24 protein-coding genes and 1 pseudogene are annotated in these 23,991 nt (G+C 44.3%); 16 read left to right on the top strand and 9 right to left on the bottom strand.

The genetic code is table 11. From position 1 onward, the window contains the following. The first annotated feature begins 10 nt into the window (after nt 1-10). The 7 genes from QUA99_RS22100 to QUA99_RS22070 all read left to right on the top strand — a co-directional run bounded on the left by QUA99_RS22100 (nt 11) and on the right by QUA99_RS22070 (nt 5,875). Nucleotides 11-1,090: a dipeptide epimerase gene (locus QUA99_RS22100; protein ID WP_333240912.1), complete on the top strand. Its 1,080-nt coding sequence runs from the start codon at nt 11-13 to the stop codon at nt 1,088-1,090. 35 nt (nt 1,091-1,125) lie between these two features. Next, nucleotides 1,126-1,908, top strand: a complete 783-nt coding sequence (locus tag QUA99_RS22095) for a Uma2 family endonuclease (protein WP_333240914.1) — start codon at nt 1,126-1,128, stop codon at nt 1,906-1,908. Nucleotides 1,909-1,996: 88 nt separating this feature from the next. Further along, nucleotides 1,997-3,046 carry a DUF1611 domain-containing protein gene (locus QUA99_RS22090; protein ID WP_333240917.1) on the top strand — a complete coding sequence of 350 codons (1,050 nt, stop codon included), beginning with the start codon at nt 1,997-1,999 and terminating at the stop codon, nt 3,044-3,046. Nucleotides 3,047-3,089: 43 nt separating this feature from the next. Further along, nucleotides 3,090-3,731, top strand: coding sequence for a type I restriction endonuclease (locus QUA99_RS22085; protein ID WP_333240918.1), 642 nt, complete (start codon nt 3,090-3,092; stop codon nt 3,729-3,731). A 68-nt stretch (nt 3,732-3,799) separates the two neighbouring features. Continuing rightward, nucleotides 3,800-4,270: a GNAT family N-acetyltransferase gene (locus QUA99_RS22080; RefSeq protein ID WP_333240921.1), complete on the top strand. Its 471-nt coding sequence runs from the start codon at nt 3,800-3,802 to the stop codon at nt 4,268-4,270. Between the two features lie 916 nt (nt 4,271-5,186). Then, nucleotides 5,187-5,474: an NfeD family protein gene (locus tag QUA99_RS22075; protein WP_333238460.1), complete on the top strand. Its 288-nt coding sequence runs from the start codon at nt 5,187-5,189 to the stop codon at nt 5,472-5,474. A 113-nt stretch (nt 5,475-5,587) separates the two neighbouring features. Then, entirely contained in the window at nt 5,588-5,875 is a 288-nt protein-coding gene (locus QUA99_RS22070) for an NfeD family protein (RefSeq protein ID WP_333240923.1), read from the top strand. 174 nt (nt 5,876-6,049) lie between these two features. On the opposite strand, the pseudogene QUA99_RS22065 reads toward QUA99_RS22070, so the two are convergent. Beyond that, a pseudogene (locus QUA99_RS22065) lies at nt 6,050-7,180 on the bottom strand (Rpn family recombination-promoting nuclease/putative transposase). Nucleotides 7,181-7,236: 56 nt separating this feature from the next. Between QUA99_RS22065 and QUA99_RS22060 the strand changes: the two are divergent. Continuing rightward, nucleotides 7,237-7,563 (top strand): XRE family transcriptional regulator, encoded by a 327-nt coding sequence (locus QUA99_RS22060; RefSeq protein ID WP_333240925.1) that lies wholly within the window; start codon nt 7,237-7,239, stop codon nt 7,561-7,563. Nucleotides 7,564-8,157: 594 nt separating this feature from the next. Here QUA99_RS22060 and QUA99_RS22055 read toward each other — a convergent pair. From QUA99_RS22055 to QUA99_RS22045, 3 genes are all read right to left on the bottom strand, one after another. Continuing rightward, nucleotides 8,158-8,280 carry a hypothetical protein gene (locus tag QUA99_RS22055; protein ID WP_333381151.1) on the bottom strand — a complete coding sequence of 41 codons (123 nt, stop codon included), beginning with the start codon at nt 8,278-8,280 and terminating at the stop codon, nt 8,158-8,160. 197 nt (nt 8,281-8,477) lie between these two features. Continuing rightward, on the bottom strand, nt 8,478-10,562 hold the full coding sequence (locus QUA99_RS22050; RefSeq protein ID WP_333240929.1) for an NACHT domain-containing protein: 2,085 nt from the start codon (nt 10,560-10,562) through the stop codon (nt 8,478-8,480). A gap of 27 nt (nt 10,563-10,589) precedes the next feature. After that, nucleotides 10,590-11,579, bottom strand: a complete 990-nt coding sequence (locus tag QUA99_RS22045) for a caspase family protein (RefSeq protein WP_333240932.1) — start codon at nt 11,577-11,579, stop codon at nt 10,590-10,592. A 191-nt stretch (nt 11,580-11,770) separates the two neighbouring features. Here QUA99_RS22045 and glyQ point away from each other — a divergent pair, with 191 nt between their 5' ends. Continuing rightward, nucleotides 11,771-12,649: a glycine--tRNA ligase subunit alpha gene (gene glyQ / locus QUA99_RS22040; RefSeq protein WP_333240935.1), complete on the top strand. Its 879-nt coding sequence runs from the start codon at nt 11,771-11,773 to the stop codon at nt 12,647-12,649. A gap of 158 nt (nt 12,650-12,807) precedes the next feature. Further along, entirely contained in the window at nt 12,808-13,590 is a 783-nt protein-coding gene (locus QUA99_RS22035) for an ATP-binding cassette domain-containing protein (RefSeq protein ID WP_333240938.1), read from the top strand. A gap of 104 nt (nt 13,591-13,694) precedes the next feature. Here the strand turns inward: QUA99_RS22035 and QUA99_RS22030 are convergent, their stop codons facing one another. From QUA99_RS22030 to QUA99_RS22020, 3 genes are all read right to left on the bottom strand, one after another. After that, on the bottom strand, nt 13,695-15,272 hold the full coding sequence (locus QUA99_RS22030; protein WP_333240941.1) for a DHA2 family efflux MFS transporter permease subunit: 1,578 nt from the start codon (nt 15,270-15,272) through the stop codon (nt 13,695-13,697). 176 nt (nt 15,273-15,448) lie between these two features. After that, on the bottom strand, nt 15,449-16,720 hold the full coding sequence (locus QUA99_RS22025; protein WP_333240942.1) for an MFS transporter: 1,272 nt from the start codon (nt 16,718-16,720) through the stop codon (nt 15,449-15,451). A 391-nt stretch (nt 16,721-17,111) separates the two neighbouring features. After that, nucleotides 17,112-17,624 carry a DUF2808 domain-containing protein gene (locus QUA99_RS22020; protein WP_333240945.1) on the bottom strand — a complete coding sequence of 171 codons (513 nt, stop codon included), beginning with the start codon at nt 17,622-17,624 and terminating at the stop codon, nt 17,112-17,114. Between the two features lie 619 nt (nt 17,625-18,243). Between QUA99_RS22020 and QUA99_RS22015 the strand changes: the two genes are divergently transcribed. The 3 genes from QUA99_RS22015 (at nt 18,244) to QUA99_RS22005 (ending at nt 21,359) form a co-directional block, all read left to right on the top strand. Continuing rightward, complete coding sequence (locus QUA99_RS22015) at nt 18,244-19,392, top strand: Re/Si-specific NAD(P)(+) transhydrogenase subunit alpha (RefSeq protein ID WP_333240946.1); 1,149 nt, start codon at nt 18,244-18,246, stop codon at nt 19,390-19,392. 267 nt (nt 19,393-19,659) lie between these two features. Beyond that, complete coding sequence (locus tag QUA99_RS22010) at nt 19,660-19,953, top strand: NAD(P) transhydrogenase subunit alpha (RefSeq protein ID WP_006633295.1); 294 nt, start codon at nt 19,660-19,662, stop codon at nt 19,951-19,953. Beyond that, entirely contained in the window at nt 19,950-21,359 is a 1,410-nt protein-coding gene (locus tag QUA99_RS22005; protein WP_333240949.1) for an NAD(P)(+) transhydrogenase (Re/Si-specific) subunit beta, read from the top strand. Before QUA99_RS22010 ends, QUA99_RS22005 begins: the two co-directional genes overlap by 4 nt. A gap of 98 nt (nt 21,360-21,457) precedes the next feature. Here QUA99_RS22005 and QUA99_RS22000 read toward each other — a convergent pair whose 3' ends face one another. Together QUA99_RS22000 and QUA99_RS21995 are read right to left on the bottom strand one after the other, a co-directional pair. After that, nucleotides 21,458-21,820 (bottom strand): tetratricopeptide repeat protein, encoded by a 363-nt coding sequence (locus QUA99_RS22000; protein WP_333240951.1) that lies wholly within the window; start codon nt 21,818-21,820, stop codon nt 21,458-21,460. A gap of 304 nt (nt 21,821-22,124) precedes the next feature. Then, complete coding sequence (locus tag QUA99_RS21995; protein ID WP_333240953.1) at nt 22,125-22,466, bottom strand: DUF433 domain-containing protein; 342 nt, start codon at nt 22,464-22,466, stop codon at nt 22,125-22,127. Nucleotides 22,467-22,577: 111 nt separating this feature from the next. On the opposite strand from QUA99_RS21995, the gene QUA99_RS21990 reads away from it, so the two are divergent. The 3 genes from QUA99_RS21990 (at nt 22,578) to QUA99_RS21980 (ending at nt 23,621) form a co-directional block, all read left to right on the top strand. Continuing rightward, a complete protein-coding gene (locus QUA99_RS21990; RefSeq protein WP_333240956.1) occupies nt 22,578-23,057 on the top strand; it encodes an excisionase family DNA-binding protein in 480 nt (159 codons plus the stop codon). Beyond that, a complete protein-coding gene (locus tag QUA99_RS21985) occupies nt 23,035-23,352 on the top strand; it encodes a hypothetical protein (protein ID WP_333240959.1) in 318 nt (105 codons plus the stop codon). Before QUA99_RS21990 ends, QUA99_RS21985 begins: the two co-directional genes overlap by 23 nt. Nucleotides 23,353-23,426: 74 nt before the next feature. Then, entirely contained in the window at nt 23,427-23,621 is a 195-nt protein-coding gene (locus QUA99_RS21980) for a hypothetical protein (RefSeq protein ID WP_333240961.1), read from the top strand. The last annotated feature ends 370 nt before the right edge of the window (nt 23,622-23,991 follow it).

Raw genomic sequence — 23,991 nt, 5'->3', positions numbered from 1 at the left:
ATCACTGACAATGCACGTTCAAATTGAAACCGTCACTCTCCGCAAACGGTTTGCCCTTACCATCAGCCGCGGTACAACAGCCCAAAGTACGAATTTATGGGTAAAATTAGCACACGAAGGAATCGAAGGTTGGGGAGAAGCATCGCCCTTTTCCACAGGTTCTCGGCCCCAAACTACCGAAATTCTTCTAGTCGCATTGCAGGAAGTTGCACCGCTGCTAGAAAAGTTTACTCCGTTCGATCGCCAAAAAATCGAACAAGTATTAACAGAGGTCAACTTACCCTCAGCCGCCCGCGCCGGCATCGACATGGCAATGCACGACTGGCTGGGCAAAAAAGCAGGCTTGCCACTGTGGAAAATGTGGGGATTAGATCGATCGCGCATTGTCCCCACCTCCGTCACAATCGGCATTAATTCGCCGTCTGGTGCAAGAGAAAGAGTGCGCGATTGGTTTGGCAAAGATGCGACCGATCCAGGAAGCATCAAATACCGCGCCGTTAAGGTTAAATTAGGAAATCCAGAAGGAATAGAAGCCGACAAAGCTATGTTAATAGCAGTGCTAGATGAAGCACCAGCTAACCTTAAAATTAGTGTTGATGCTAACGGCGGTTGGAGTTTGACCAGCGCGATCGAAATGTGTCGCTGGCTGGAAAAATACAATATAAATTATGTAGAACAGCCGCTTTCACCCGTCGCCGATATGGATGAATTCTCAGAACTGTACCGTCAATCGTCCCTGCCAATTTTTGCTGATGAAAGTTGCTTTAATAGTTCCGATATACCCAAGTTAGCGCACTGCGTGCACGGCATCAATATCAAAATGATGAAGTCAGGCGGATTGACCGAAGCAATGCGGATGATTCACACAGCAAAAGCCTGCAATTTGCAAGTAATGTTCGGCTGCTATTCAGATAGCGCGATCGCAAATACTGCAGCAGCACAACTTTCACCGCTAGCTGACTATTTGGATTTGGACAGTCACTTAAATTTAATAGACGATCCTTTCACAGGTGCGATCGTCGAAAATGGGTGTTTGCTGCCAAACGGGCGATCGGGATTGGGAGTGCGGCGAATTGACATTGTAGAATAGAAGTATCGCTCAAAACTAATCTGGAGATAGTATGTATGATACCAGTAGAATCAATAGGAGAGCAAATTAATAGAGAAGCCAAGCTTTTCTTTGAAGAACACAAGCCGCCGACTGATTTAATTTTTGATGATGGTGCAGAAATGGAAAGCAACCGCCACCGTATAGCAATGACCGTTTTAATCCGTTCCTTAGAACAAGGTTTAGCTAACCGGAACGATTTTTTTGTCGGTGGCAATATGTTTATTTATTACAGCGCTAAACAGATTCGGAATCAGGATTTCCGAGGCCCGGATTTTTTCGCAGTTTTGGGTGTAGACAGCAATACTTCCCGACAAGGCTGGGTAGTTTGGGAAGAAAACGGACGTTACCCGGATGTCATTGTGGAACTGCTGTCGCCGTCAACGGCAAATCAGGATACAGGCAAAAAAAAGGATATTTACGAGCAGGTTTTTAGAACTCCTGATTACTTTGTTTTCGATCCTTTCGAGCCGAATTCTTTGCAAGGATGGCGTTTAGATGCCAACCTGCGCTATCAGCCGTTAGTGCCCGACGAGCGGGGTTGGCTGTGGTGCGAAACGTTAGGTTTTTGGTTGGGTACTTGGGAAGGAATTGTCGATCGAGAAACAGCAACTTGGGTGCGTTTTTTCGATGAATCGGGCAATTTAGTTTTGTTGCCGGAGGAAGCTGCTCAACAGCAAGCGGAAGCCGCTCAACAGCAAGCAGAACAGGAACGCCAGCGAGCCTCGCGACTAGAGGCCAGATTGCGAGAATTGGGAGAAGATCCGAATGATCTTACCCTGAACCAAAATCACAGCTAACACCCAATCGATTTTAGATTTTAGATTTTAGATTTTAGATTTTAAAGAGAATCTAAAATCTAAAATTGCCCGTCTCAAAAGTGAATCAATGACTAAAAAATATCCGATCAAAAATGGTAAAGTTGCCATCCTGCTCCACGAAGGAATTATTGGCCCTTCCGGCAAAACAGGTTTAGCCTTTTTGCGCTACAGCGAAGCACAAATTGTAGCGGTAATAGACCGCCAATGTGCTGGACAATCTTTACCTGAATTAACTGGCATTCCTCAACAAGTACCGATAGTTGATTCCGTTGCAGAAGCACTGCAATTTGCGCCGGATATTCTGCTAATTGGTATCGCTCCTTCCGGCGGTGTTTTGCCTGCGGAATGGCTGCCAGAAATTAATCAAGCGGTAGCAGCAGGTTTGTCAGTTGTCAACGGTTTGCACGCGAAACTTGCACCTTTGATAACAGTTCCTTTAACCGAAAATCAATGGATTTGGGACGTGCGTCAGGAACCGAAATCTGTCGGTGCGATCGCCTCTGCCGCCGCCGCTAAATTAAGCTGTCGCCGCGTATTAACTGTCGGCACAGATATGAGCGTCGGCAAAATGTCAACCAGTCTGGAACTGAACCGCACTTGCTTGCAGCGGGGTTTGCGTTCCAAATTTTTGGCAACGGGACAAACTGGTTTAATGATCGGAAATGAAGGTCTTCCTTTGGATGCAGTACGAGTTGATTTCGCGGCTGGTGCTGTCGAACAAATGGCGATAAAATTGGGTTCTGAATGCGATATTCTGCACGTAGAAGGGCAAGGTTCGCTATTGCATCCGGGTTCGACGGCGACTCTGCCGCTGTTGCGGGGTTCGCAGCCAACTCACTTAATTTTAGCCCACAGAGCCGGACAAACTAGCATTCGCAATCACCCGCACGTATCGATTCCTAGGTTATCAAAAGTGGTCGTATTGTACGAAATGGTGGCTGCTGCTGCGGGTGCTTTTGCAGGGGGAAAAGTGAGCGCGATCGCTCTCAACACTCATCACTTAAACGAGGCAGATGCGCTGTTAGCAATAGCTGAAGTTCAAGCAGAAACGGGATTGCCTTGTACCGATCCGGTGCGGTTTGGCGCGGAGGTTTTGTGGGAGGCGCTCGACAGTTGATATGCTACAATAAATTACAACTAATAAATAACTAGATAAAACTATGACACAAAGCATTCAAGCAAAAACACTGACCCTGCTAGATGTCGAAACAAAATTTGATTTTCAACTTTGTGAAGACGAGCAATTCTTCCGGGAGTGGATTGACGATTTACCGGAAATTAGCGATGACAAAAAGCGAGCGCTCAACAACGTAAAAGCAGGTTATATCAACAGTGTCAAGTACGCGATGCTGGAAGATACCGTAAAAATGGTGGTACTGGCTCCCTTGCTATTTTTAGCAGATTTCTACTTGAGTCCCTTTCACATAGAGGCAGAAAAATCAGTAGAACTGACTATTGAAGATGAAGATACAATTGTCAGGGGTAGCATCGATGTCCTGCTATTGCTGAAATCTTTTTGGGTAGTTGCGATCGAAGCCAAACGCTCTCAATATTCCGTTGAAGCTGGACTTCCTCAGTTACTATTTTATATGCTGAATGACCCCAGCCCAGAACCAGTAACATTTGGGCTTCTGACAAATGGTAGCAGCTTTCGATTTATCAAAATGACCAAACGAGACACACCGCAGTATGCCGTCTCTAAACTTTTCGATATTGCGAATCCTGGAAATGAACTTTACGAAGTTTTTCGCATTTTGAAGCGGCTAGCTGGTATAATTTCCAGTGACAGCAGTTATACTTAAATACACCACCTGGAACTCGACTCGGAAAATAAGAATAAATTTACTAAAGCTCCTTTTATGAAATCATAATGAATGAAAGTTTTTTTTCGTTGCCGTCTGAATGCGTTATCCGCCCAGCTTCAGCTCAAGATATCAAATCAATTAGAAAGTTAGTGTGGAGCGCCAAACTCGATCCAACTCAGTTGCGCTGGCAGCAATTCTGGGTCATCGAATGTGGTGGGAAATTGGCAGCTTGCGGGCAGTTGCGGAACTTTGCGGGCGCGCAAGAATTGGGGAGTTTGGTGGTGGCGAAAGATTGGCGCGATCGAGGTTTGGGAAGCTACCTCGCAAAATATTTAATTCAACAAGCTACAGAACCGCTATATTTAGAATGTTTGGGAAAGCGACTCGCATCATTTTATACTCGCTTTGGCTTCGTAGAAGTTTCCGTACAAGAATTGCCGCAGTCGCTTAAATTCAAGTTCGGTTTGTCTCAATTAGCTAAAACTTTATTCAGAATTCCTGTAACAATTATGCAGTATCAAGCAGGTTGTCTATAATTATGACTTTTATGAATTTAAGATTCTGAATTTATGAATGGATTTTAAGTTCGACCTGTTCAATAATTGGATAACAGGGTGCGATCGACCTGCATCGATCAAAAACTCCTACCGCCTCGTGATATCTGCGTCAGTGTCGATCGCCTATTTTCTAGGCCTAAATAGGTAGGTACAAATCAATATCGCATGGGGAGGGTGGGTGAGTTGCCAAGTTTACTTGCTTGTATCACAGATCCGCTTACGGGCCCCTAATGGCGCACAGGGTGTCAGAAACCGGGTTTCTAGAGGTTTGGTGCGTAAGTTACGGACTAGATATTTATGGATATTCCGGATTGGGCGATCGAGACTAGGTAAATTCATAATTCACTGTTCGCGGTAGTCCACTTAGCTAAATTGGCACAGCTACAAGTCCGCTCTATAGGCAAAAACCTTTGCAAAATCGTTGCTTGCGGCTTTAACAGTGTCCTGTGCCAGTACCAGACTCGAAAAGTGGACAGGCGATCGCACCAAAGACATTCGACTCCTGGCAAATTAGTAAGTGTAAAGCAAGTGAGTCACAACGCAATCAAAACATAAAACCCAAAAATAAAACATTTTCACAGCACCAGTAATGCGGAATCAGACAATCTCTAATGTAGCTAACCACATCTACCCTTAAGGTAAATCCTACCAACGGTTCAACAACGAAATCCGTAATTCAATACCTCGGAATTACTGGATTTAGACTCCCCGCAACCGCTTCTAAAACCCCCTCAACATTTCAAAAATTCTTTGCCTTTTATCCCGATAGAACGACGCAAGGTAAGAAGAATGAAATATTAGGGCAATCAATCTCAACCGAGGAAATGCAGCCTCTTAAATAGCATAAACAGACAATTACACATCCATATATTTTAACACCACAGGAGTAAATATCATGTTCAACGTAGTAAAAGCTTTCGGCTCGATTTTCTCTACCCAAGGATACAGCGCCGCTAACAATATGCTCATCAAAAATTACGTCAACACCAATTTTAACTATTTCAACGAAGAAGCAGTGGTCGATGAATCGATTTACCCGAATCAAACAGGTCGCGTCCGCTTCCAAGGTAGCTGGTGGCCGGCACGGTGCGATCGCCAAATCACCTTAACACCTGGAGACACGGTTTATGTCATCGGCGTTGACAACATCACTCTGTTAGTTTCCCTCGCTCCCGCAGACTAAATCAGAGCATGAACAACCTGGTAATCAATTTCAACCAGGAAATGCTACTTTTCAAAGAACACAAAATAGGCGATTAAACTTCGATATATTTTAACACAAAAGGAGTCAACAAAATGTTTAACGTAGTAAAAGCTTTCGGTTCTATTTTTTCTACTCACACCTACAGCACAGAAAACAATCTCTTAATGGATAACTACATCAACACCAATTTCCACTACTTCAACGAAGAAGCAGTGGTTGATGAATCGATTTACCCGAATCAAACAGGTCGCGTCCGCTTCCAAGGTAGCTGGTGGCCCGCACGGTGCGATCGCCAAATCACCCTCACACCGGGAGACACCGTTTATGTCATCGGCGTTGACAATATCACTCTGTTAGTTTCCCTCGCTCCCGCAGACTAAACTAGAAAGTAATCTCAACTTTTTCACTGTCAGAACCCCGACTTATTCCAGAAGTCGGGGTTCTGACTGTTCTGTTTTTTAGTGGCAATTTGGCGATCGCTTCCACTCAACACCTGACGCAAGACAGCAAGATCTGCCTCTGTTTATTTGCCAGTAGAAATATGGCAGCTCGCGCTACAATAAAATGGCATTTTTGAGAGCTTGTTTGTTGAGGCGATCGCGAAGTTGAGATTCGCTACTTTCTCCGGTGACTGCTGCTTGTTCTGATGCTTTAACCGGCGGTAGTGGTTCGAGCAGTTGGGCTTGAGCTTCCTGAATTGAAGGGTAATTTTCAGCCCAGGATGAAATCGCTTGTGAAAGGACATCTATCTCATCGGATAAGGGTTCAATTAGCTGCGCTAGTTGGGTTAATTGTTCGGCCGAGAAGAGCGATCGCTGCTGAGTTAATAGTTCGATAAACGAGTCGATATTTTGTTCGGGGAGTGACATCGATTCCCGTTGGATTTTGTTAATTGTTTGCCGAACAAATTCGAGAGACAAATCTAATAATTGCGCGATCGTCTCTAAATTCATCCCAAACGCTATCATCCGACGAATGGCTTCTAACTTCGCCTGCCGCTTACCTTGTTCGAGTCCTTCTTCTAAGCCTTCTTGCTTGACTTCCTGGTAAAATCGAGTTTGTCTGAGTTCGCTTAAATTCAACATGGCGGCAATTTCCTCGCGGCTTTTCTGGGGGAGTTTGTAGACGATAATTGTTTCGATGAGGTTAATTAAATCGCGTAGAACGGTGGGATCGGACAACTGTTGTCGGGCGATTGCGATCGACTGCCGTGCTTGTTCTGCTGCTGTCTCTGCTGGCTCGATTACCAGTTTAACAACTTTGACTCCCAGCGATCGATCTGCGGCTTCTGGCAATTCATCGAGGTAAATCCGTTGGACGCGCTGACTGGTTAAGAGTTCCTGAAATTGCAGCATCTGTTCGTGTTCGATGCGGCGATTGGGATAGATGACAACCACGCGCCAAGGATTGAGTGGTTTGTATTGTCGCAGCTAGAGAAAGAGTTCGCCGAAGATGCGGTAGTACAAGTCGGCATCGGGTTGAAACTGAACTTCAGCCAAGTAAAATGGTTTTTCTGGTTCTTCGGTTTTGGGGAGAAATAACCCGTCGATGCGGAATGCCAGTTGTTTGATTTCGCGGGAGGTGAATTCATAGGCGGTGGCTTCGTCTGGAGGGCGATCGATCAGTTCAAAGAAGAAGCTGGGAAATTCTTGAAACAGGCTGTAGAAAATGGTGTCTGTTTTCATGAGTTGTCGATGGGAATCGAAGATGGGTACTATACCATGACAAGAGAGAAACAACCATGACACAAGAACCACTTTTTGAAGAAAGCAGTGGCAACGTATTCGCTGACCTCGGTCTGAAGGATGCAGATGAACTTTTTATGCGAGGCAAAATAGGAATTCAAGTAATCCATCTCCTGAAACAACGCAACTTGAAACAACGCGAAGTTAGTCAACTTCTTGGCATTCCACAGCCAGAAGTATCTCATTTAATGAACGGAGAGTTTCAACGGTTCAGCGAGGGCAAGCTACTGATTTTCCTGAAGCGACTCGATACGGAAATTACCTTACATCTTTGTCCTCGTAATGGGGAAAATCAATCTGCTGAAATTGCGATATCGCTATAGGGCTTTGGGGAAACGATCGCCCTGTTGATTTTTTTCGCAGAGGCGATCGCTATAGCGGTTCTCACAAACATGAGGTGCACCCTATTATGTGAATGAGAGGATTTTCGAGGCTTTTTCTGTACCTCACTTAGATGAGAAGGAGTATAATTTCTACAATTGTTTGCTTGAACGGTAATCGGATCGGTATCCTTTCACTAATCCTTTTACTATCTCCCTTGTGTAATTCTATCATTATTGGGATCATTTTTTGCTTGAGCGATGATGGGGTCGGTGTCCTTTCACTATTTCCATTTGGTGAATTGAGATGCCCAACTCCACTAGAAACCATTATTATTGCTCCCCCTACTACGATTCCTGGTCGGTGTATTATATCTTGCATGAACGCCTCCTGTTCACTTCCCGTTGGTTGTGTTGGTACTACAGAAGGAGGACTGGCTACTACAGAAGGAGGAATTGCTAATTGTGGTGACTCAGAGGTAATGTCTGGCGTGGATATCCTCAGTAGAACTTCCGAGCGGATGATGATATCGTCGATTATTAGTTTTGCTTGATCTGGGGAAATCAAACCAATTCTTCTGTTAAGATTAGGCTTAATTATAGTAATTTTATCAAGCGGTGCAGCGTACCGCTTAACAAGGGGTGCAGCGTACCGCTTAACAAGCGGTGCAGCGTACCGTTTAGAGAACCGTTGAGAGAACCGTATCCCAGGGTTCGCATCTGCAGGAAAGGAGATAGCTACCACAGAGCCTGCCATCAAAAGTGCGCCTAAATAGTGCTTAAGTTTCATCTTTACCTCACTTTTCGCTTAATCTACGTTATAAAAGCAGCACACCTGGTTGTTTTTATCTTAAGCAATATTTTACAAGCTGTAAACCTATATTACCCACATATTGCAAAATTTTATATTTAATTTTCTACATATCGGGGAGTATAGCAAAGCACTCTTTTAATAAGGAGTGAATAAACTCATAGCGACCACCAACTCGCCGGAGCAATTTTATTTCTACAGCATTGTCCAGAAATTTGGCATAGTTCCACGGATGCCCATGACACCGAAGAATCAAACGTAGTATGAAATGCTGAATACAGGTTAAACCCCCATATAAAAGGGCACATATTAATCCGGCAGGTAGACCAATCATCAATAGACTGGATAGAAATTGTAAATTAAACAACTTGAAAGGAAACTTAATAGAAAGACCAGTGGCGACAGTAATAGCTATAGGTATCGCTACACAACCTGCATTTATAGCTGAATTCCTAATTCCTTGATTGGGACGAGTTTTTTGTTGTAATTCATGCCCATTTAGGCGAGCCATCCCAACCATTAATAAACCACAAAATAGAATAATACAGATTAATTTAACCACATAATGTGGAATAGTGCTTAAACTCAAAAATATCACTAATCCAACAGCAAATAAAATAACAAATACAATGGTTGGAGGGAAATTACTTAAATTTATGTTGTGCTTGCCAAATATAGCATTTACTATGTTGTCTTCAAAAAGATTTATCTTTTGGTGTAAACTAGCTGATACTGCTGTGACCAAACTCCCAATAATATATATACTATACCTAACAATCTTTAAACTATTGAAATTACTATCGATATAATCGATATAAATGCCTCCCATGAGAAGTAGTAATAAAATTAAAATTATGCTTAGTCGAACGAGTAAAACATACCACTTCAGAGTTGCAGGAGGTAGCCAAGAAGGTTGCATCCTTTCAATAAAAAATTCGGTTTGACCGTGGTTCTGCAATTGCTGAGCAAGCCATATAAGCCAGCGTATTTTTTCTAGTTTCGAGTCTTTACCTTCTTTTCTTAAACACCATCGGATATAAGCTCTTGACAAGTATAGTTGACGCTCCTCCAAAGAAGTGAAATTCTTCCAATCATTAATAGATATTTCTTGCATGCCATCACATGCTATTTTAAGAAAAAGTGGTCGTTTCAGTACATTTAGTAATTCCTTTTGGTCTTTTAGAGTTTGCCAAAATTCTTCGCGTTGCCTGTCTCTTAAATATTCTTGAATTTGTGCCTCGCTGAGAGCTTGTAAGCAAATTGCTCTATTCATTTCTAGTTGAAATTCTAAAATTTCATATTCCTGCCGACGGCTGCATACTACGTATTCGCGATTTCTTAATAGCTGATTGAGGGCTTCTACACAATATTTTCGATTATTCTCTTCTAATTCATCGAGAGCATCCAGCATTAACAAAAGCTTCTTACCTTTCAATAATTCCTTGATAACTTTTTTATTTATAATGTTTTTATCTAGTCCGCAAGAATACTGTTTCCTCAACTCTTCCAACAACCAATTAAATAGGTTTTTTTCCTCTTTTTTAAAAGATGAAAGTTTCAGTAAAACCGGAATAGGAGCATCGCTTTGCTTCTCTGCTCGTTCAAGCAATGCTTCTGCTAGCACAAGCATTGTTGTTGTTTTTCCCGATCCTGGTTCACCTAAAATTAGAAGTTGCCCTTGTGCATCATCGAATATATTCAAGATGTTCCCATCCTCCCGTATTTTTCTTTGATACTCACTGTTGAGTTCTACATTGTCAGGGTGTTTTACTAGATATTGCTGGCATTGCTTGTCTAGGTTGATTAACTTAACTTTATACGGTAATTCTTTTAGACGTTCTCCAATGCTGCCTCCCACCTGTTTCCGTAAGTTTTCTTCCGCAGGCGAACGTTGTTTTTTAGATTTAGGTTTTTGCAGTTCTTTAAGTAAGTCTTTAATAGCTTGTTGATTCCCTTCAACCGATTGCATCAGAGCTTGTACAGCTTGTTTATCCCATTGGTTATAAGTGCGATGGCCAATGTGAATATTCTGTCCTTCACCAATATAGACATTGTACTCACCGACTTGGAGCGATAGCTGGTGATTGCTAGCCCGAAGCCATTGGCACAAAACGGTAATATCCTCATCGGTTTGTTCTCTCTGTTCCAGCCGATTTGCAATTTGCTTGAGTTTGTCTTCAGGAATTTCCATTACTGATTCTGCTTTACGCTTTAGAAGTTAGCTTTTGTGATTGACATTACCGATGTGAAAATTTTTGACATCACTAACTTTCTCAATAATGATATTAGATTTCCCACGTTGCTGAATATTCTTGACAATTCGATCGTTCTTCTCAGTCGCTTCGGGCTTAACTTGGTCCCATCCTTTATTCGGCAACCCCTTACCTCCGCGAAGGTTGGCAATAATAAAATCGCCTGCATCCATGTCGAAGTGAGGCGTTTGCTCGGCTCCATACAACTTACGTGCAGTCTCAGGCACAGCTTTGCTCAGATGATTCATCAAATTAGATACTTTTACCTCTCTATCGCCCGGTTTATTTGCTGCACCTTGTAAGGCTTCCAAAAAATGAAATGTATAAATACTCATGGATTTATCTTTTTTAATCCATGACTTTTGATCGCCTTCAGACGAAGTAAATACAACCCTTCCCTTACCTTGTTTTAAGGTATCAATTAACCCTTTAGATGGTGCAATACGCTGAAAATCGTCAAACTTATTCAACAATTCCGCATCAGCTTCCTCTACATCTTTAGACGTTGCCATTCCTGCTGCATGACAGCTATCAATGACAACGAGCAAGCGTTGGGCCTGAATTTCTCGTAATGCTTCTGTAAAGGCTTTCCCTGATAGCGCAGTATCCTCTAGTTTCCCAATTTTAACGTCATGTTGTATCAGATAAAAGCTATTGTCATCCTTCTTGAACCAGCCATGACCTGAATAGTACACAAATATAGTAGCCTCTGGTTCTATTTCTGCCTTCTCTTTCAACCACTTCAAGCCATCTAAAATCCTACTGCGGGTAGCCTCCTTATTATTCAGCACCCGGATATGCTCCCCATCATTAGGATAGGCGCATAACTCAGGATCGATCAGCGCCGCATAAATTGCTTGGGTATCTTTAACCGTCACAGGCAGAGACAAGGGCTGATAAGCACACTCCCCAACACCAACGAGCAACGCATAGCCTTGATTAAATAGTTCAGTCATCTTTTTATCTCATTATCTGTACCGATCGAAATTTTGCGGTCTATCTGTAGAGCTCCCTAAAGATTAACATAACACAACTACCGGAAATAGGCTTTCTGTTTCTTCAGCTAAATCTTGAAAAAAATTCGGTATATCACCATGCAAGTATATGCTTAAATAAGCTTAGACACTCGCTAACCATATTTAAACCAGTGAATTTTCAATCAGTCATTGCCACCTTAAACAAATTCTGGAGCGATCGAGGCTGCCTGATCGCCCAATCCTACGACACAGAAAAAGGTGCAGGAACCATGAATCCCCACACCTTTCTCAGAGCAATCGGCCCCGAACCTTGGTCAGTCGCCTACATCGAACCCTGTCGCCGCCCCACAGACGGACGCTACGGCGAAAATCCCAACCGCTTCCAACATTACTATCAATATCAAGTTTTAATTAAACCCTCTCCTCCCAATATCCAAGACATCTATTTAGACTCCCTCAGAGCATTAGGAATTAGCCCAGAAGACCACGACATTCGTTTCGTAGAAGACAACTGGGAATCGCCCACCCTCGGAGCTTGGGGCGTCGGCTGGGAAGTCTGGCTCGATGGCATGGAAATTACCCAATTTACCTACTTTCAACAGTGCGGTAGCATAGACTGTCGCCCCGTTTCCATTGAAATTACCTACGGACTAGAACGCCTCGCAATGTATCTCCAAGAAGTCGATGCGATGACGAAAATTCAGTGGAAAGATGGCATCACTTACGGCGAGGTTCACCTGCAAGGAGAAATAGAACAGTGTACTTATAACTTTGAAGCTTCTAATCCAGAGTTGCTGTTTACTCTATTTGGATTGTACGAGCAAGAAGCCGAACAATTGACAAAAAAAGGATTGGTTTTGCCTAGTCTTGATTATGTGCTAAAATGTTCTCACACTTTCAATTTGCTCGACGCTAGAGGCGTGATTTCGGTAACGGAAAGAACCCGCTACATTACCAAAATTCGCAATTTGGCGCGGCGAGTTGCTCAGCTTTATTTGGAACAGCGCGAAAAGCTGGGTTTTCCTTTAGAAAAAGCTGTAAAAGTTTGACAATAATTACGCTTGATTGCCTAAAATACTCGGTTTGTTTAATTAGGAATCAAGCCCACCAAAATCTTCGAGGTGGTATGTATGCGTAAGGTGCGCAGCGCGCACCCTACAAATACAGAAACTGGGTTTATGAAGACACGCTAGCGGACTTAATATGAATGCCTAATTATTCAGAAAATCCTAATTCATCTTATCTTACAGAAACAAATCCTCAACTGCGAATTGACAGTGTAAGCTTGAAAACACCGATCGCCTCAAGCTACTTATTGGAAAATATCTCGTTTCAGGTACACAAGGGATCTCGCGTGGCAATTGTTGGCCCTTCAGGTGCCGGCAAAACAACGCTGTTGCGACTGCTAAATCGGCTCAGCAGTCCCACCAGCGGCTCGATTTATCTGGAAAATACAGAATATCGCCAAATACCTGCGATCGAACTCCGCAAACAAATCACCCTCATCCTGCAAGAATCCAAGCTTTTGGGAATGTCGGTGCGAGAAGCATTGGCTTATCCTTTGAAGCTGCGGGGCGTGACTGCATCAAACATTGCTCAGAGAATTAACGGGGCGATCGAACAACTGCACATACCCCAAGAATGGCTCGATCGCACCGAATTGCAGCTTTCCACAGGCCAAAAACAGCTCGTGGCGATCGCCCGCGGCATCATCCTGCAACCAAAAATCTTGCTTTTAGACGAGCCCACATCCGCCCTAGACGCAGGAAAAGCCGCCCACCTTTTGCAAGTATTGATACAGCTAACAAACGGCGAAACCACAATTGTAATGGTAAACCATCAATTAGAATTAGCCGAGCAATTTAGCACGCAAATTCTGCATTTACAGCGCGGAAAGCTCATCGAAGACTTGCCCTCCCATCAAATAAATTGGGTGCAACTGCGGCAAAATTTAATTCAAGCAGAAGCAGAAGCCCAACAAGAATGGTGAATAAGCTAAAAAACATTTAGTTGGCATTTTGAAAACTCTTAAAATTCTTGTGGGTGGGCATCCTGCCCGCCCCAAAGATGCAGCGCACTCCGCGCCATACAGAATCAATGAGCTCCCCCAGCACCCGCACCCGCTTTCGCCTTTTTAAAACCCAAAATAGCAATCCCGCTTAACAGCAAAGCAATTCCCACAAAATAAAAACAATCATTAAAAGCCATTACATAAGCTTCACGGCGGACAATATTATCAATTGCCTTAATTGCCTGGTCTTTTGCCACGCTTAAATCTGCACCGCGACTCACAAAATACTGAGTCATTTGATTAATTCGCTCCTGCGTTGCCGGATTGTACAAAGAAACAGATTCCCCCAATCTATTCGAGTGAAATTGCTCGCGTTGCGTCACCAAAGTTCCTAACGCCGCAATCCCCATCGAACCTCCCATATTTCGCATCATATTAAACAAACCCGAAGCCGAACCAGCCTCGTGTTTCTCCATACCAGCAGTCGCAATAGTTGACAGCGGCACCATAATTAAAGGCTGCCCCATAGCCCGGACTAATTGCGACCAACGCAACTGATCGATACCCGTATCGTGAGTCATGCTGGCATTCATAAAACAACTCACCGCAAACAAACTCACACCGATACCAATCATCAGTCGCATATCGATTCGCTGCATCAATTTCGGCACCATCGGCACGATGAATAACTGCGGCACCCCACCCCACATAATCACCTCGCCAATTTGCATGGCATTGTACTGCTGAATCTGACCTAAATACAGCGGCAAAATGTACACCGAACCGTACAATCCCACCCCCAAGGAAATATTCACAATACTTGCTAAGCCGAAATTGCGGCGAGTCAGCAATCGCAAGTTAATAAACGGTTGTTTTCGAGTTAATTCAATCCAGAAAAAAGCGCTGAGAAATATTGCTGCAATTATGCTTAAACGCACAATAAAATTCGAACTCAACCAGTCCTTGCGGCTGCCTTCTTCTAACACAACTTGCAGGGAACCCAAGCCGATCGCCATCGAGACAATTCCCCACCAGTCACCCCCTTTTAGCAGTGACAATTGCATCGGCTTAGGGTCAACTGCGTACCACACAGCAGCTAGCAGCAGCAGCCCTGGAACCAAATTGAGATAAAAGACATATTGCCAGCCGTAATTCTCAGTCAGCCACCCTCCCAATGTCGGTCCGATGGATGGTGCAAAAGTAGCTGTCAGTGCAAACAGTGCCATGCCGACAGGCAGTTTTTTGGGCGGTAAATTTGTCATCAAAAATGTAAAAGACATCGGAATTAAAATGCCGCCCGTCAATCCCTGCAAAGCCCGAAATACAATCATTGAATTCAAATTCCACGCCCAAGCGCAGCACATGGAAAAGAATACAAAGAAAGCGGCATTTACCAAAATGTAGCGACGGACAGAAAACACCTGCGACAGCCAACCCGTAATCGGAATTACTACAATTTCTGCGACTAAATAGGCGGTGGAAATCCAAGAACCTTCTTCTAAGGTTGCGCCTAAAGCTGCTTGAATATCTTTGAGAGATGCGTTAGTGATTTGGATGTCCAAAACTGCCATGAAAGCGCCGAGTATTGTTCCCATGACGCCGATCCAGGTTTTTAAGGGAACGCGATCGCTCTGCTGTGGTATTGCAGTTGTATTTGCCATTGGTTTAACCTCTGGTTGGGTAATTAATTTGGATGTTTTAACCGCAGAGGGCGCAGAGGGCGCAGAGAAAGAGAAGAGAGAATTTTACATATAGTTGAGGATTGCTAGAGTTACAGTCAGATATTAGCTTTGGGAATGTTGTTTAATGTTGGCATTTTTGCTGATCCGCTAAATCGCTAGTGCGGAATTAAACCCATTTTTTGATACAGTGGTCGGACTAAGTTTTTTAAAGCTGGCAACTGTTTGGTAAAAACTATGGAGCCTAAAACACAAAGTATACCTCCAATGATGACTGTATTGGGAGAGCCGATATAATTTGCCAATCCTCCGGCAACTAAATTCCCAAAGGGTGTCACTCCAAAAAATGCCATGGTGTATATGCTCATCACTCTTCCGCGTTTGTCGTCTTCAACGATTGTTTGCAAAAATGTGTTTCCTCCTGCAAATTGCAAAATGAAACCAAAGCCAACGAACAACATCATGATTAATGACAGCCACAAGACGCGGGACAAACCAAAACCTATCAGTCCGAATCCCATAATTGCAGGTGAAATCGCAATCCATTTGCCGAGGCCAACTACAGTTTTGCGCGAAATCAAATAAATCGCCCCCCCAAAGGCTCCGACTCCCGAAGCAGCCATCAAAAAGCCCAGAGTTTGGGCGTCGCCGTGCAGGATTTTGGTGGCAAAAATTGGGACTAAAACTGTGTGCGACATTCCGGCAAAACTGACTAATGATAATAGCAGTAAAATTGCTCGAATCGGGGGAAACCCGAAGGCATAAACGAATCCTTCTTTTAATCTTTGTAAGGGTTTGGTATTAGTTGCTGCAATTTTACGGGGTTTGATCTGCATCGCTAATAAGCCTGCAATTACAGCAATGTAGCTGAGTCCGTCAATGAGAAAACAATAACTTGGTCCGACTGTCGCTATCAGCAAACCTGCCATTGCTGGGCCGATTAGTCTGGCTGCGTTGAACATCGAAGCATTAATGGCGATCGCATTTGCTAAATCTTCTTTCTTTTCTACAAGTTCCGGCACAAAAGCTTGCCGTGCCGGCGCGTCAAAGGCATTAATGGCGCCTTGAAAGAAACTCAGTACCAGGATCTGCCAAATGTTAACGACTCCTGTTAGCGCTAAAAATGCTAGCGCTAAGGATTGAACCATCGCTAATATTTGAGTGGCAATAATGACTCGGTGGCGGTTCCAGCGATCGATTAAAACTCCTGCAAAAGGCAGTAAAATTAATGTGGGGATTTGACTTGTAAATCCCACCACGCCGAGCATCCAAGGTGAATCGCTCAAATTGTAGACAAGCCAAACAGTAGCGACTTGCGTCATCCAATTGCCAATCAGCGAGATGCCTTGTCCTGCAAAAAACAGGCGATAATTTCTCGATCGCAGCGCTGGAGGAAGTTTTATTGTTTTGATTTTTGCTAGTAGATTCATGCAAGAGTACGGCTAGAGCAATCCTATTGGATTTGTCAATATTTTTTAGGGGTAGTTTCCCCGCCGCCTTGGTGTCAAATTAAGACTAAAACCCTCTGTTTCTCTTGTTTGTATCGAACTGCGAGATACCCCTAGCCCCCCTTAATAAGGGGGGATAAGATTGCGATATTTCGTCCTCCTTCTTAAGGGGGATTTAGGGAGATATAGACTCGACTACAAACGACATTTATTATGGGTTTCAATCCTAAGTTGACACAAATGGTACGGCGGGATTGTCCCTAAACTCATTTTACCGATCGTTTAGGATTGCTATATGAGCCGGAGGTTCTATTTTCGGTTCTCCAAAACCAGGAAACGAGCATTTTATTCTCGCAACCTGATGCCGCTGTTTCTAATCAATGCTCAACAGCCAAGTACCCAGGTAACGCAGCAAAGGAACGTCCCCAGGGGTGCGGATGCGGACGTTGAAATGGTACATTCCGCCGGGAGATGGGTTTCTGACGTTGGAGAGTACAACCTCAACATTGTTGCCGGCGGCAATTGGATCTTTGGGATAAATTTCTATGAAACGATTTTCTTTGTCCCAGATTACTTCTTGCAATTCTATTGTTTTATCTTTGACGCGCACTTTAATGTCTTTTTGGTCGAATTCGCCTTTGTAGTAGTCTGGATAGGAAATGTTGAGTTGGGCGATCGCCAAACTTACTTTCTTGGAAGGAATTCGCAGCCGATATCTATCGCCGCTCATCCCCGCTTTGCCGTAATCCAAGCGATAGTTTAACTGATTGGCGCGCTCGGGGCCTCCGAAAATCGTGAATCCAGGCATTCCTTGGGCTAAACTGATGGCGGGCAAGCCAGCCACCAAGCAACCTGTAACCGCTAGTGCTGAAAATAATCGTCGCATAACAACTCCTCTAATTAAACTCTTGGTGAACCTTAAATATCGATCCCCCGAAATTTGCGATCGTGCCTACAATATATCGAATGTCTCAGCAATTTGATGAGGGCGAGCCGATTTTAGATTTTAGATTTTAGATTTTAGATTTTAGATTTACTCCCGTCTGCTTTGAGAATGAATCTGGGGGCTGGTTAGAACCCGAGGCTTTTCTGTGCCTCCATCCTAAGTCTGCGAAACGCTGAATCTGGGAACCTCGGAACCAATTGCTCGATCGTCAATTATTTTTTGCGTAATTTTGCGTAATACTGATAACTGACATTCAAACTACAGAAATAGCAGACAGAATATTATATCATAATCGGCTGCAAACTTAACAATTTAGCGAATTTGAATGTATAAGATAAGTTAAAGATACGGGTCGAATTTGGGCGATCGGCTTTAGTATCAACGAGAGAACTTTAGGGCAACGGCGACTCCCATGTAAAGCAAGGCATCGGGCGATTCAAAATCGCACTTCAAGAAACTTGCCGAGGCAGGTAAAGTCTCGTGTAGACGAGGTTTCAAACGCCATGTCTGTGTAGGCGCGGTTTCAACCGTCCTGGGAAAGCTTAAATAAGGAGAGTGTATGAAATTAGCGATCGCAAAAGAAATAGAAGCAGGGGAACGCCGGGTGGCTTTAGTACCCGACGCTGTAGCCCGATTAGTCAAACAAGGCGTCGAAGTTTGGCTGGAAGCCGGTGCGGGGGCAAAATCCTTTTTCTCGGATCTTGCTTACGAAGAAGCGGGAGCTCAGGTTATCGCCGATACCGCTAGGCTGTGGGGCGAAGCCGATGTCGTCGTGAAAATCGGGGAATTGCAAGAATCAGAAGTTCATCAACTCCGGGAAGGAGGTGTTTTCATCGGATTTTTGAATCCTCTGGGAAATCCGGCTTTAGTGCAGCGTTTGGCCGATCGCAAAGTAACGGCATTCAGCATGGAAATGATCCCGCGCACCAGCCGAGCTCAAAGCATGGATGCGCTGTCATCTCAGGCTAACGTCGCCGGTTACAAAGCGGTACTGATCGCAGCCGCTGCTTTGCCGAAGTATTTTCCGATGCTGACAACGGCGGCGGGTACGATTCGCCCCGCGAAAGTCTTGGTAATGGGTGTGGGCGTTGCTGGCTTGCAGGCGATCGCCACTGCGCGCCGTTTGGGCGCTGTTGTGGAAGCATTTGACATCCGCCCGGAAACAAAAGAACAAGTGCAAAGCTTGGGCGCTAAATTTCTTGATGTCGAACTCAAGGAAGAAACAGTAGCAGCAGGGGGCTATGCAAAAGAATTATCGGAAGCGGCTAAAGAATACAGCCGCCAAGTGCTCACCCAACACGTCAGCGCTTCCGATGCAGTGATTACAACTGCTCAAGTTCCCGGCAGAAAAGCACCTATTTTAGTTACTAGAGAAATGGTTTCTCAAATGAAACCGGGATCGGTAATTGTTGACCTCGCGGCCGAACAAGGCGGCAATTGCGAGTGTTCTGAAGCGGGGAAAGATGTTGAATGGAACGGCGTGAATGTGATCGGTCCAATTAATTTGCCCTCGTCGATGCCGATACACGCTAGCGAAACTTACTCGAAGAATATCTCGGCTTTAGTTCAGTTGATGCTGAAAGATAAGGAGCTCAATTTGAATTTTGAAGACGATATCATTGCCGGTGCTTGCGTTGCCCGCGATGGCGAAATTAGCAACGACCGGGTGCGGGCTGCTTTGACGGCTGAGGCTTCAGCCGTCAGTTAGATTCTCTCGTTACAAGGCAATGTCCGGAAAGGGTTGAAACCCCTGCCTCAAAGCTTAAGTCCTCGCTATGAGGACTGAAGAACTGATTAAATATCTCCAAAAAAGGCTTTTTTGAACAGGCTTTCCGGCCGGTTCCACAAGAATTATTGGAGATGTCTATTAGTCCTCTTCAGAGGACTTTGGCTTTGAGCCAGGGAATTCATTCCCTGGCGGACTGGGGGACGAAACCGGGAAAGAGTTATTTCCAATTACCAATTACCAATTGTCATGGCAGAAGGATTGATTGCAGGTTTAGTGGTGTTTACTCTAGCGTCGTTTGTGGGATTTGAAGTAATTAATAAAGTCCCGCCGACGCTGCACACACCTTTGATGTCGGGTTCCAATGCGATTTCGGGAATTGCGGTTTTAGGTGCAATTCTGATTTCAGGCCAAGGCAATGTGACTGTTACTTCGATTTTGGGGACGATCGCGATCGCCCTGGCCACAATTAACGTAGTCGGCGGTTTCTTAGTAACCGATCGAATGCTGCAAATGTTCAAGAAAAAAGAGGTTAAAGCGTGAGCGATTTTCTGCCCAGTGGCATTCAACTAGCTTATTTAGTTGCCGCATCTTTGTTTATTGTCGGTTTGAAACAGTTGGGTTCCCCTGCAACCGCGCGTCAAGGAAATGTGTTAGCTGCGATCGGGATGTTAATTGCGATCGTCGGTACGTTGCTGGAAAAGCAAGTAGTCAGCTACGAATTGATTGCTGTCGGCATTATCGTCGGTTCCATTTTGGGAACGATTATGGCGAATACCGTGGCGATGACGGATATGCCGCAGATGGTGGGTTTGCTTAACGGTTTCGGGGGCGCGGCTTCTGCACTCGTTGCTGTGGGCGAATTCTGGCGCTATCTCAGCATCCCCCAATCGCCAACTCCAGACGCGACAATCACGATCCTTTTGGGTGTGCTCATTGGCGGAATTACTTTCACTGGTAGCCTTGTGGCGTTTGCAAAACTGCAAGAATTGCTGCCGGGTGCGCCTATGACGTTTCCGCTGCAACAGCCGTTTAATGCCATGCTGGCGATCGCACTTTTAGCCGGCAGCGGTTATATGCTGACGAATCCCGAAAATGTGCCGGTATTCCTCGGTTTGGTGGCGATTTCCAATATTCTGGGCATCATGTTTGTGCTACCGATTGGCGGCGGCGATATGCCGGTGGTAGTGTCGCTGCTTAACTCTTATTCGGGGATTGCTGCGAGTGTGGCTGGGTTCATTTTGATGAACAATATGCTGATTATCGCCGGTGCATTGGTGGGCGCGTCGGGGATTATTTTGACGCAAATCATGTGCAAGGCGATGAATCGATCGCTTTCTAGCGTGCTGTTTAGCGCCTTTGGTAGCGGTGGCGGTAGTGCTGGGGCTGCTGCTGGGGCTGCTGGTGCGATCGACAAAACTGTTCGCAGCATCAATCTCGAAGAAAGTGCGATGATGTTGGGTTATGCGCGATCGGTGGTAATTATTCCCGGTTACGGAATGGCTGTAGCGCAAGCCCAGCATTCGGTACGCGAGTTAGCCGACGGTTTGGAAAAAATGGGTGTTGACGTGAAATACGCGATTCACCCGGTGGCTGGGCGGATGCCGGGGCACATGAATGTGCTGTTGGCGGAAGCAAACGTGCCTTATCCGCAGTTGTACGATATGGACGACATCAATCCGCAGTTTGACGAAACTGATGTGGCTTTGGTAATCGGGGCTAACGATGTAGTGAATCCGGCGGCGCGTCACGATACGGCGAGCCCGATTTACGGGATGCCGATTTTGGAGGTTGATAAGGCCAAGCATACGATCGTGATTAAGCGCGGGATGAGTGCTGGTTTTTCCGGTGTAGATAATGAGTTGTTTTACAAGGATAAGACGATGATGTTGTTTGGCAGCGCTAAGGATGTGGTTGCCAAATTGGTTTCTGAGGTGAAGCAGTTGTAGGATTTTGCAACCGCTGATGAAGGCGGATTAACGCTGACGATTAAACCCGGTTTCTTGGAGAAACCGGGTTTTTGTTTTGGGTTTGTTTTGGCGTTGTTTTATGCAATGCTAGCTTGGTTCACATATTCACTGGAAATCGGTGTATGTGAAAATCCTTGTTCTCTGGCTTTTTGAAACCATTTTTCTGCTTCAGTGCGATCGGCTGCTACACCATCAGCACCGCAAAGATAAATTCCTGCTAAGTTGTTTGAGGCAACACCATAGCCTTGCTCAGCGGATTTGATGTACCATTTAATTGCTTCTAATATCATCTTTTCTCGACCTAATCCTAAATGGTACATACTGGCAATTATGCACTGGGATGCAGCATTTCCTTGTTCTGCTAGTGGTTTTAACAAGGTAAAGGCTTGGGTATAATCTTCGTTATTAAAAGCGGCTAGACCTTTTTCTAAGTCTGACATTTTGGTTCTCCGTTTTTTATGTGAACTTTTACGGCCCTGGAAAGTTTTCGTCAAAAGATTGAGGACAGGGGCGATCTTTTGGCCAAGGGAATGTTGCTAAAGCTGCGTAACCCTTGCATTTATAAGCACAAATTTTAAAGTTACTCGTAGGATCTGGAGACAAGAATTCTCCACTATATTCGCATCTTTTGCGTGGCGGCTCGCTGGTAGATTCACTGCTATCACTGTTATCGGGTTGCATGGTAACAAAAGGCAATTTATTACAACTTTGATTTGATATTATAATAGCATTAAATAACGATAACTAATAAATTCGATTTAATTGTTGCGATTTATTTTTTTGTTCCCTAAGCTGACGCATTTTCAAGACAAATGGTGATGGATTGCGATCGTACTCAGCTTCAGCTTTCAGGCAATATTCTAACCAATCTCCTACATATTTACCTACAGTTTTTTGATTTTCCAGATAGTACAAAATCGTAGCGTAAACTTGAGCCATAGTCACTGTCTGAAATTTTTGAGCTATGGCTTCTGGAGTTTGGTTGCGGTAGATGTATTCGTAGAGAACGTGTTCGATACCTACGCGAGTTCCTTTGATGCGGATATCTTCTGGTGTTAAAAATTCAAAGTAATCTTCTAATTGCATAATAGTTTATTATTTTCCCTGTGAGTCTTGAGTGTATACTGAGTGTAGCACATTGGCTACAAGCTTGAGTTGATACTATAATAGCATTAAACCAATTTATGAAGCATACCCATGAACCGACAAAAAATACTCCTAGATCCTGTTTTTCCCACAGAGGAAGAAACAGAAGTTATTAAATTGTTGGATAAAGTGCTAGAGAACGAGATAGAAAATGGTGATTCTGAGACATTAAAAGTGAATCTTGTGCAAGTTGGCCGCGAGGCGATCGCACTTCCTGAATCTCTCTATCAATTATTGCGTCAAGCTGCACATTTAATGGCTGCTGGTCGAGCCGTGTCTTTAGTGCCTGTCGAACAAGATATGACCGTTGAAGAAGCTGCTATTTTGTTGAATGTATCGCAACCCTTTCTGCTAAAATTGTTGGCAGAAGGGGCAATTAAGTATGTGAAGGTAGGCTCGGAACGGCGGATTTTTTTAGCTGATTTAATGGCCTATAAAAACCAGCGCACTGTGAAACGCCGCGAGATTTTGAGAGAATTAGCTGAGTTGAGCCAAGAAGAGGAACTCAATGAGAATAGAGTATACAGCTAGCAGGCTGACTCCCTATCCTGTTGTCTTGGATTCCTGCGTGATTTTTCCTATGTACTTGCGCGACACGCTATTTCGTGCTGCCGAAGATGGGCTGTACGATCTGTATTGGTCGCAAGAAATTTTAGCGGGTGCAACTCGCAATCTTGTTAATACTGGAAGGATGACGAGTCAGAAGGCTGCGCGTTTCGAGGCTGCACTTAAGGAAGCTTTTCCCAATGCAATGGTTGAAGTCCCGGAGGATTTGATTCAGCAGATGACTAACGATCCGGGCGCCATGTCGCGGCGGCTGCGGTAATTGCGAAAGCTCAAGTTATTGTTACGTCTAACCTCCGAGATTTTCCCCCAGATTCTCTCAATTCTTGGGGTCTTGTGGCGCTGCACCCTGATGTTTTTCTGAATCGACTTTATGAGGTTGCACCGGATTTGATGGCTAATTTGGTTTCGCAGCAAGCTGAGGATTTGAAAAATCCACCGCTGACTGTTGATGAATTACTTGTCAGGTTGAGGGAAGAAGTTCCGGTTTTTGCCGATCAGATTCAACGTTATTATGAGAAGATTTTGTAGATGGATGATGAAAGGGCGATCGCTCTTTTGCGGAGATGGGCGATCGCCCTATACAATGCTAGCTTGGTTTAAATAGTCACGGGCGATCGGTGCTAGTCAAATATACCTGCGAACAGAGATTTTCAAATAAATATAATAAGATTCTAAAGAATTAATAGATAGGCAAAAATTGTACTAACCTTAGAGCTAAGGTCAATTAAATTAAAAAATTTTCAACTATGTCAGATCAACCTTTTAACATCCGCCAACTAGACGGCCTAGATTATGACGAAGCAGAACCGATCCTGGAAGATTAAGCTGAGACGCAGCTAGATTGTATAATATAAAAAAATAAGCAATCATTAGTTATAGTGTATGCCAGCCAAAAATC

Source organism: Microcoleus sp. F10-B2, assembly GCF_036704965.1.
Lineage (GTDB): Bacteria > Cyanobacteriota > Cyanobacteriia > Cyanobacteriales > Microcoleaceae > Microcoleus.
This window is presented reverse-complemented; position numbering and strand designations above follow the sequence as displayed.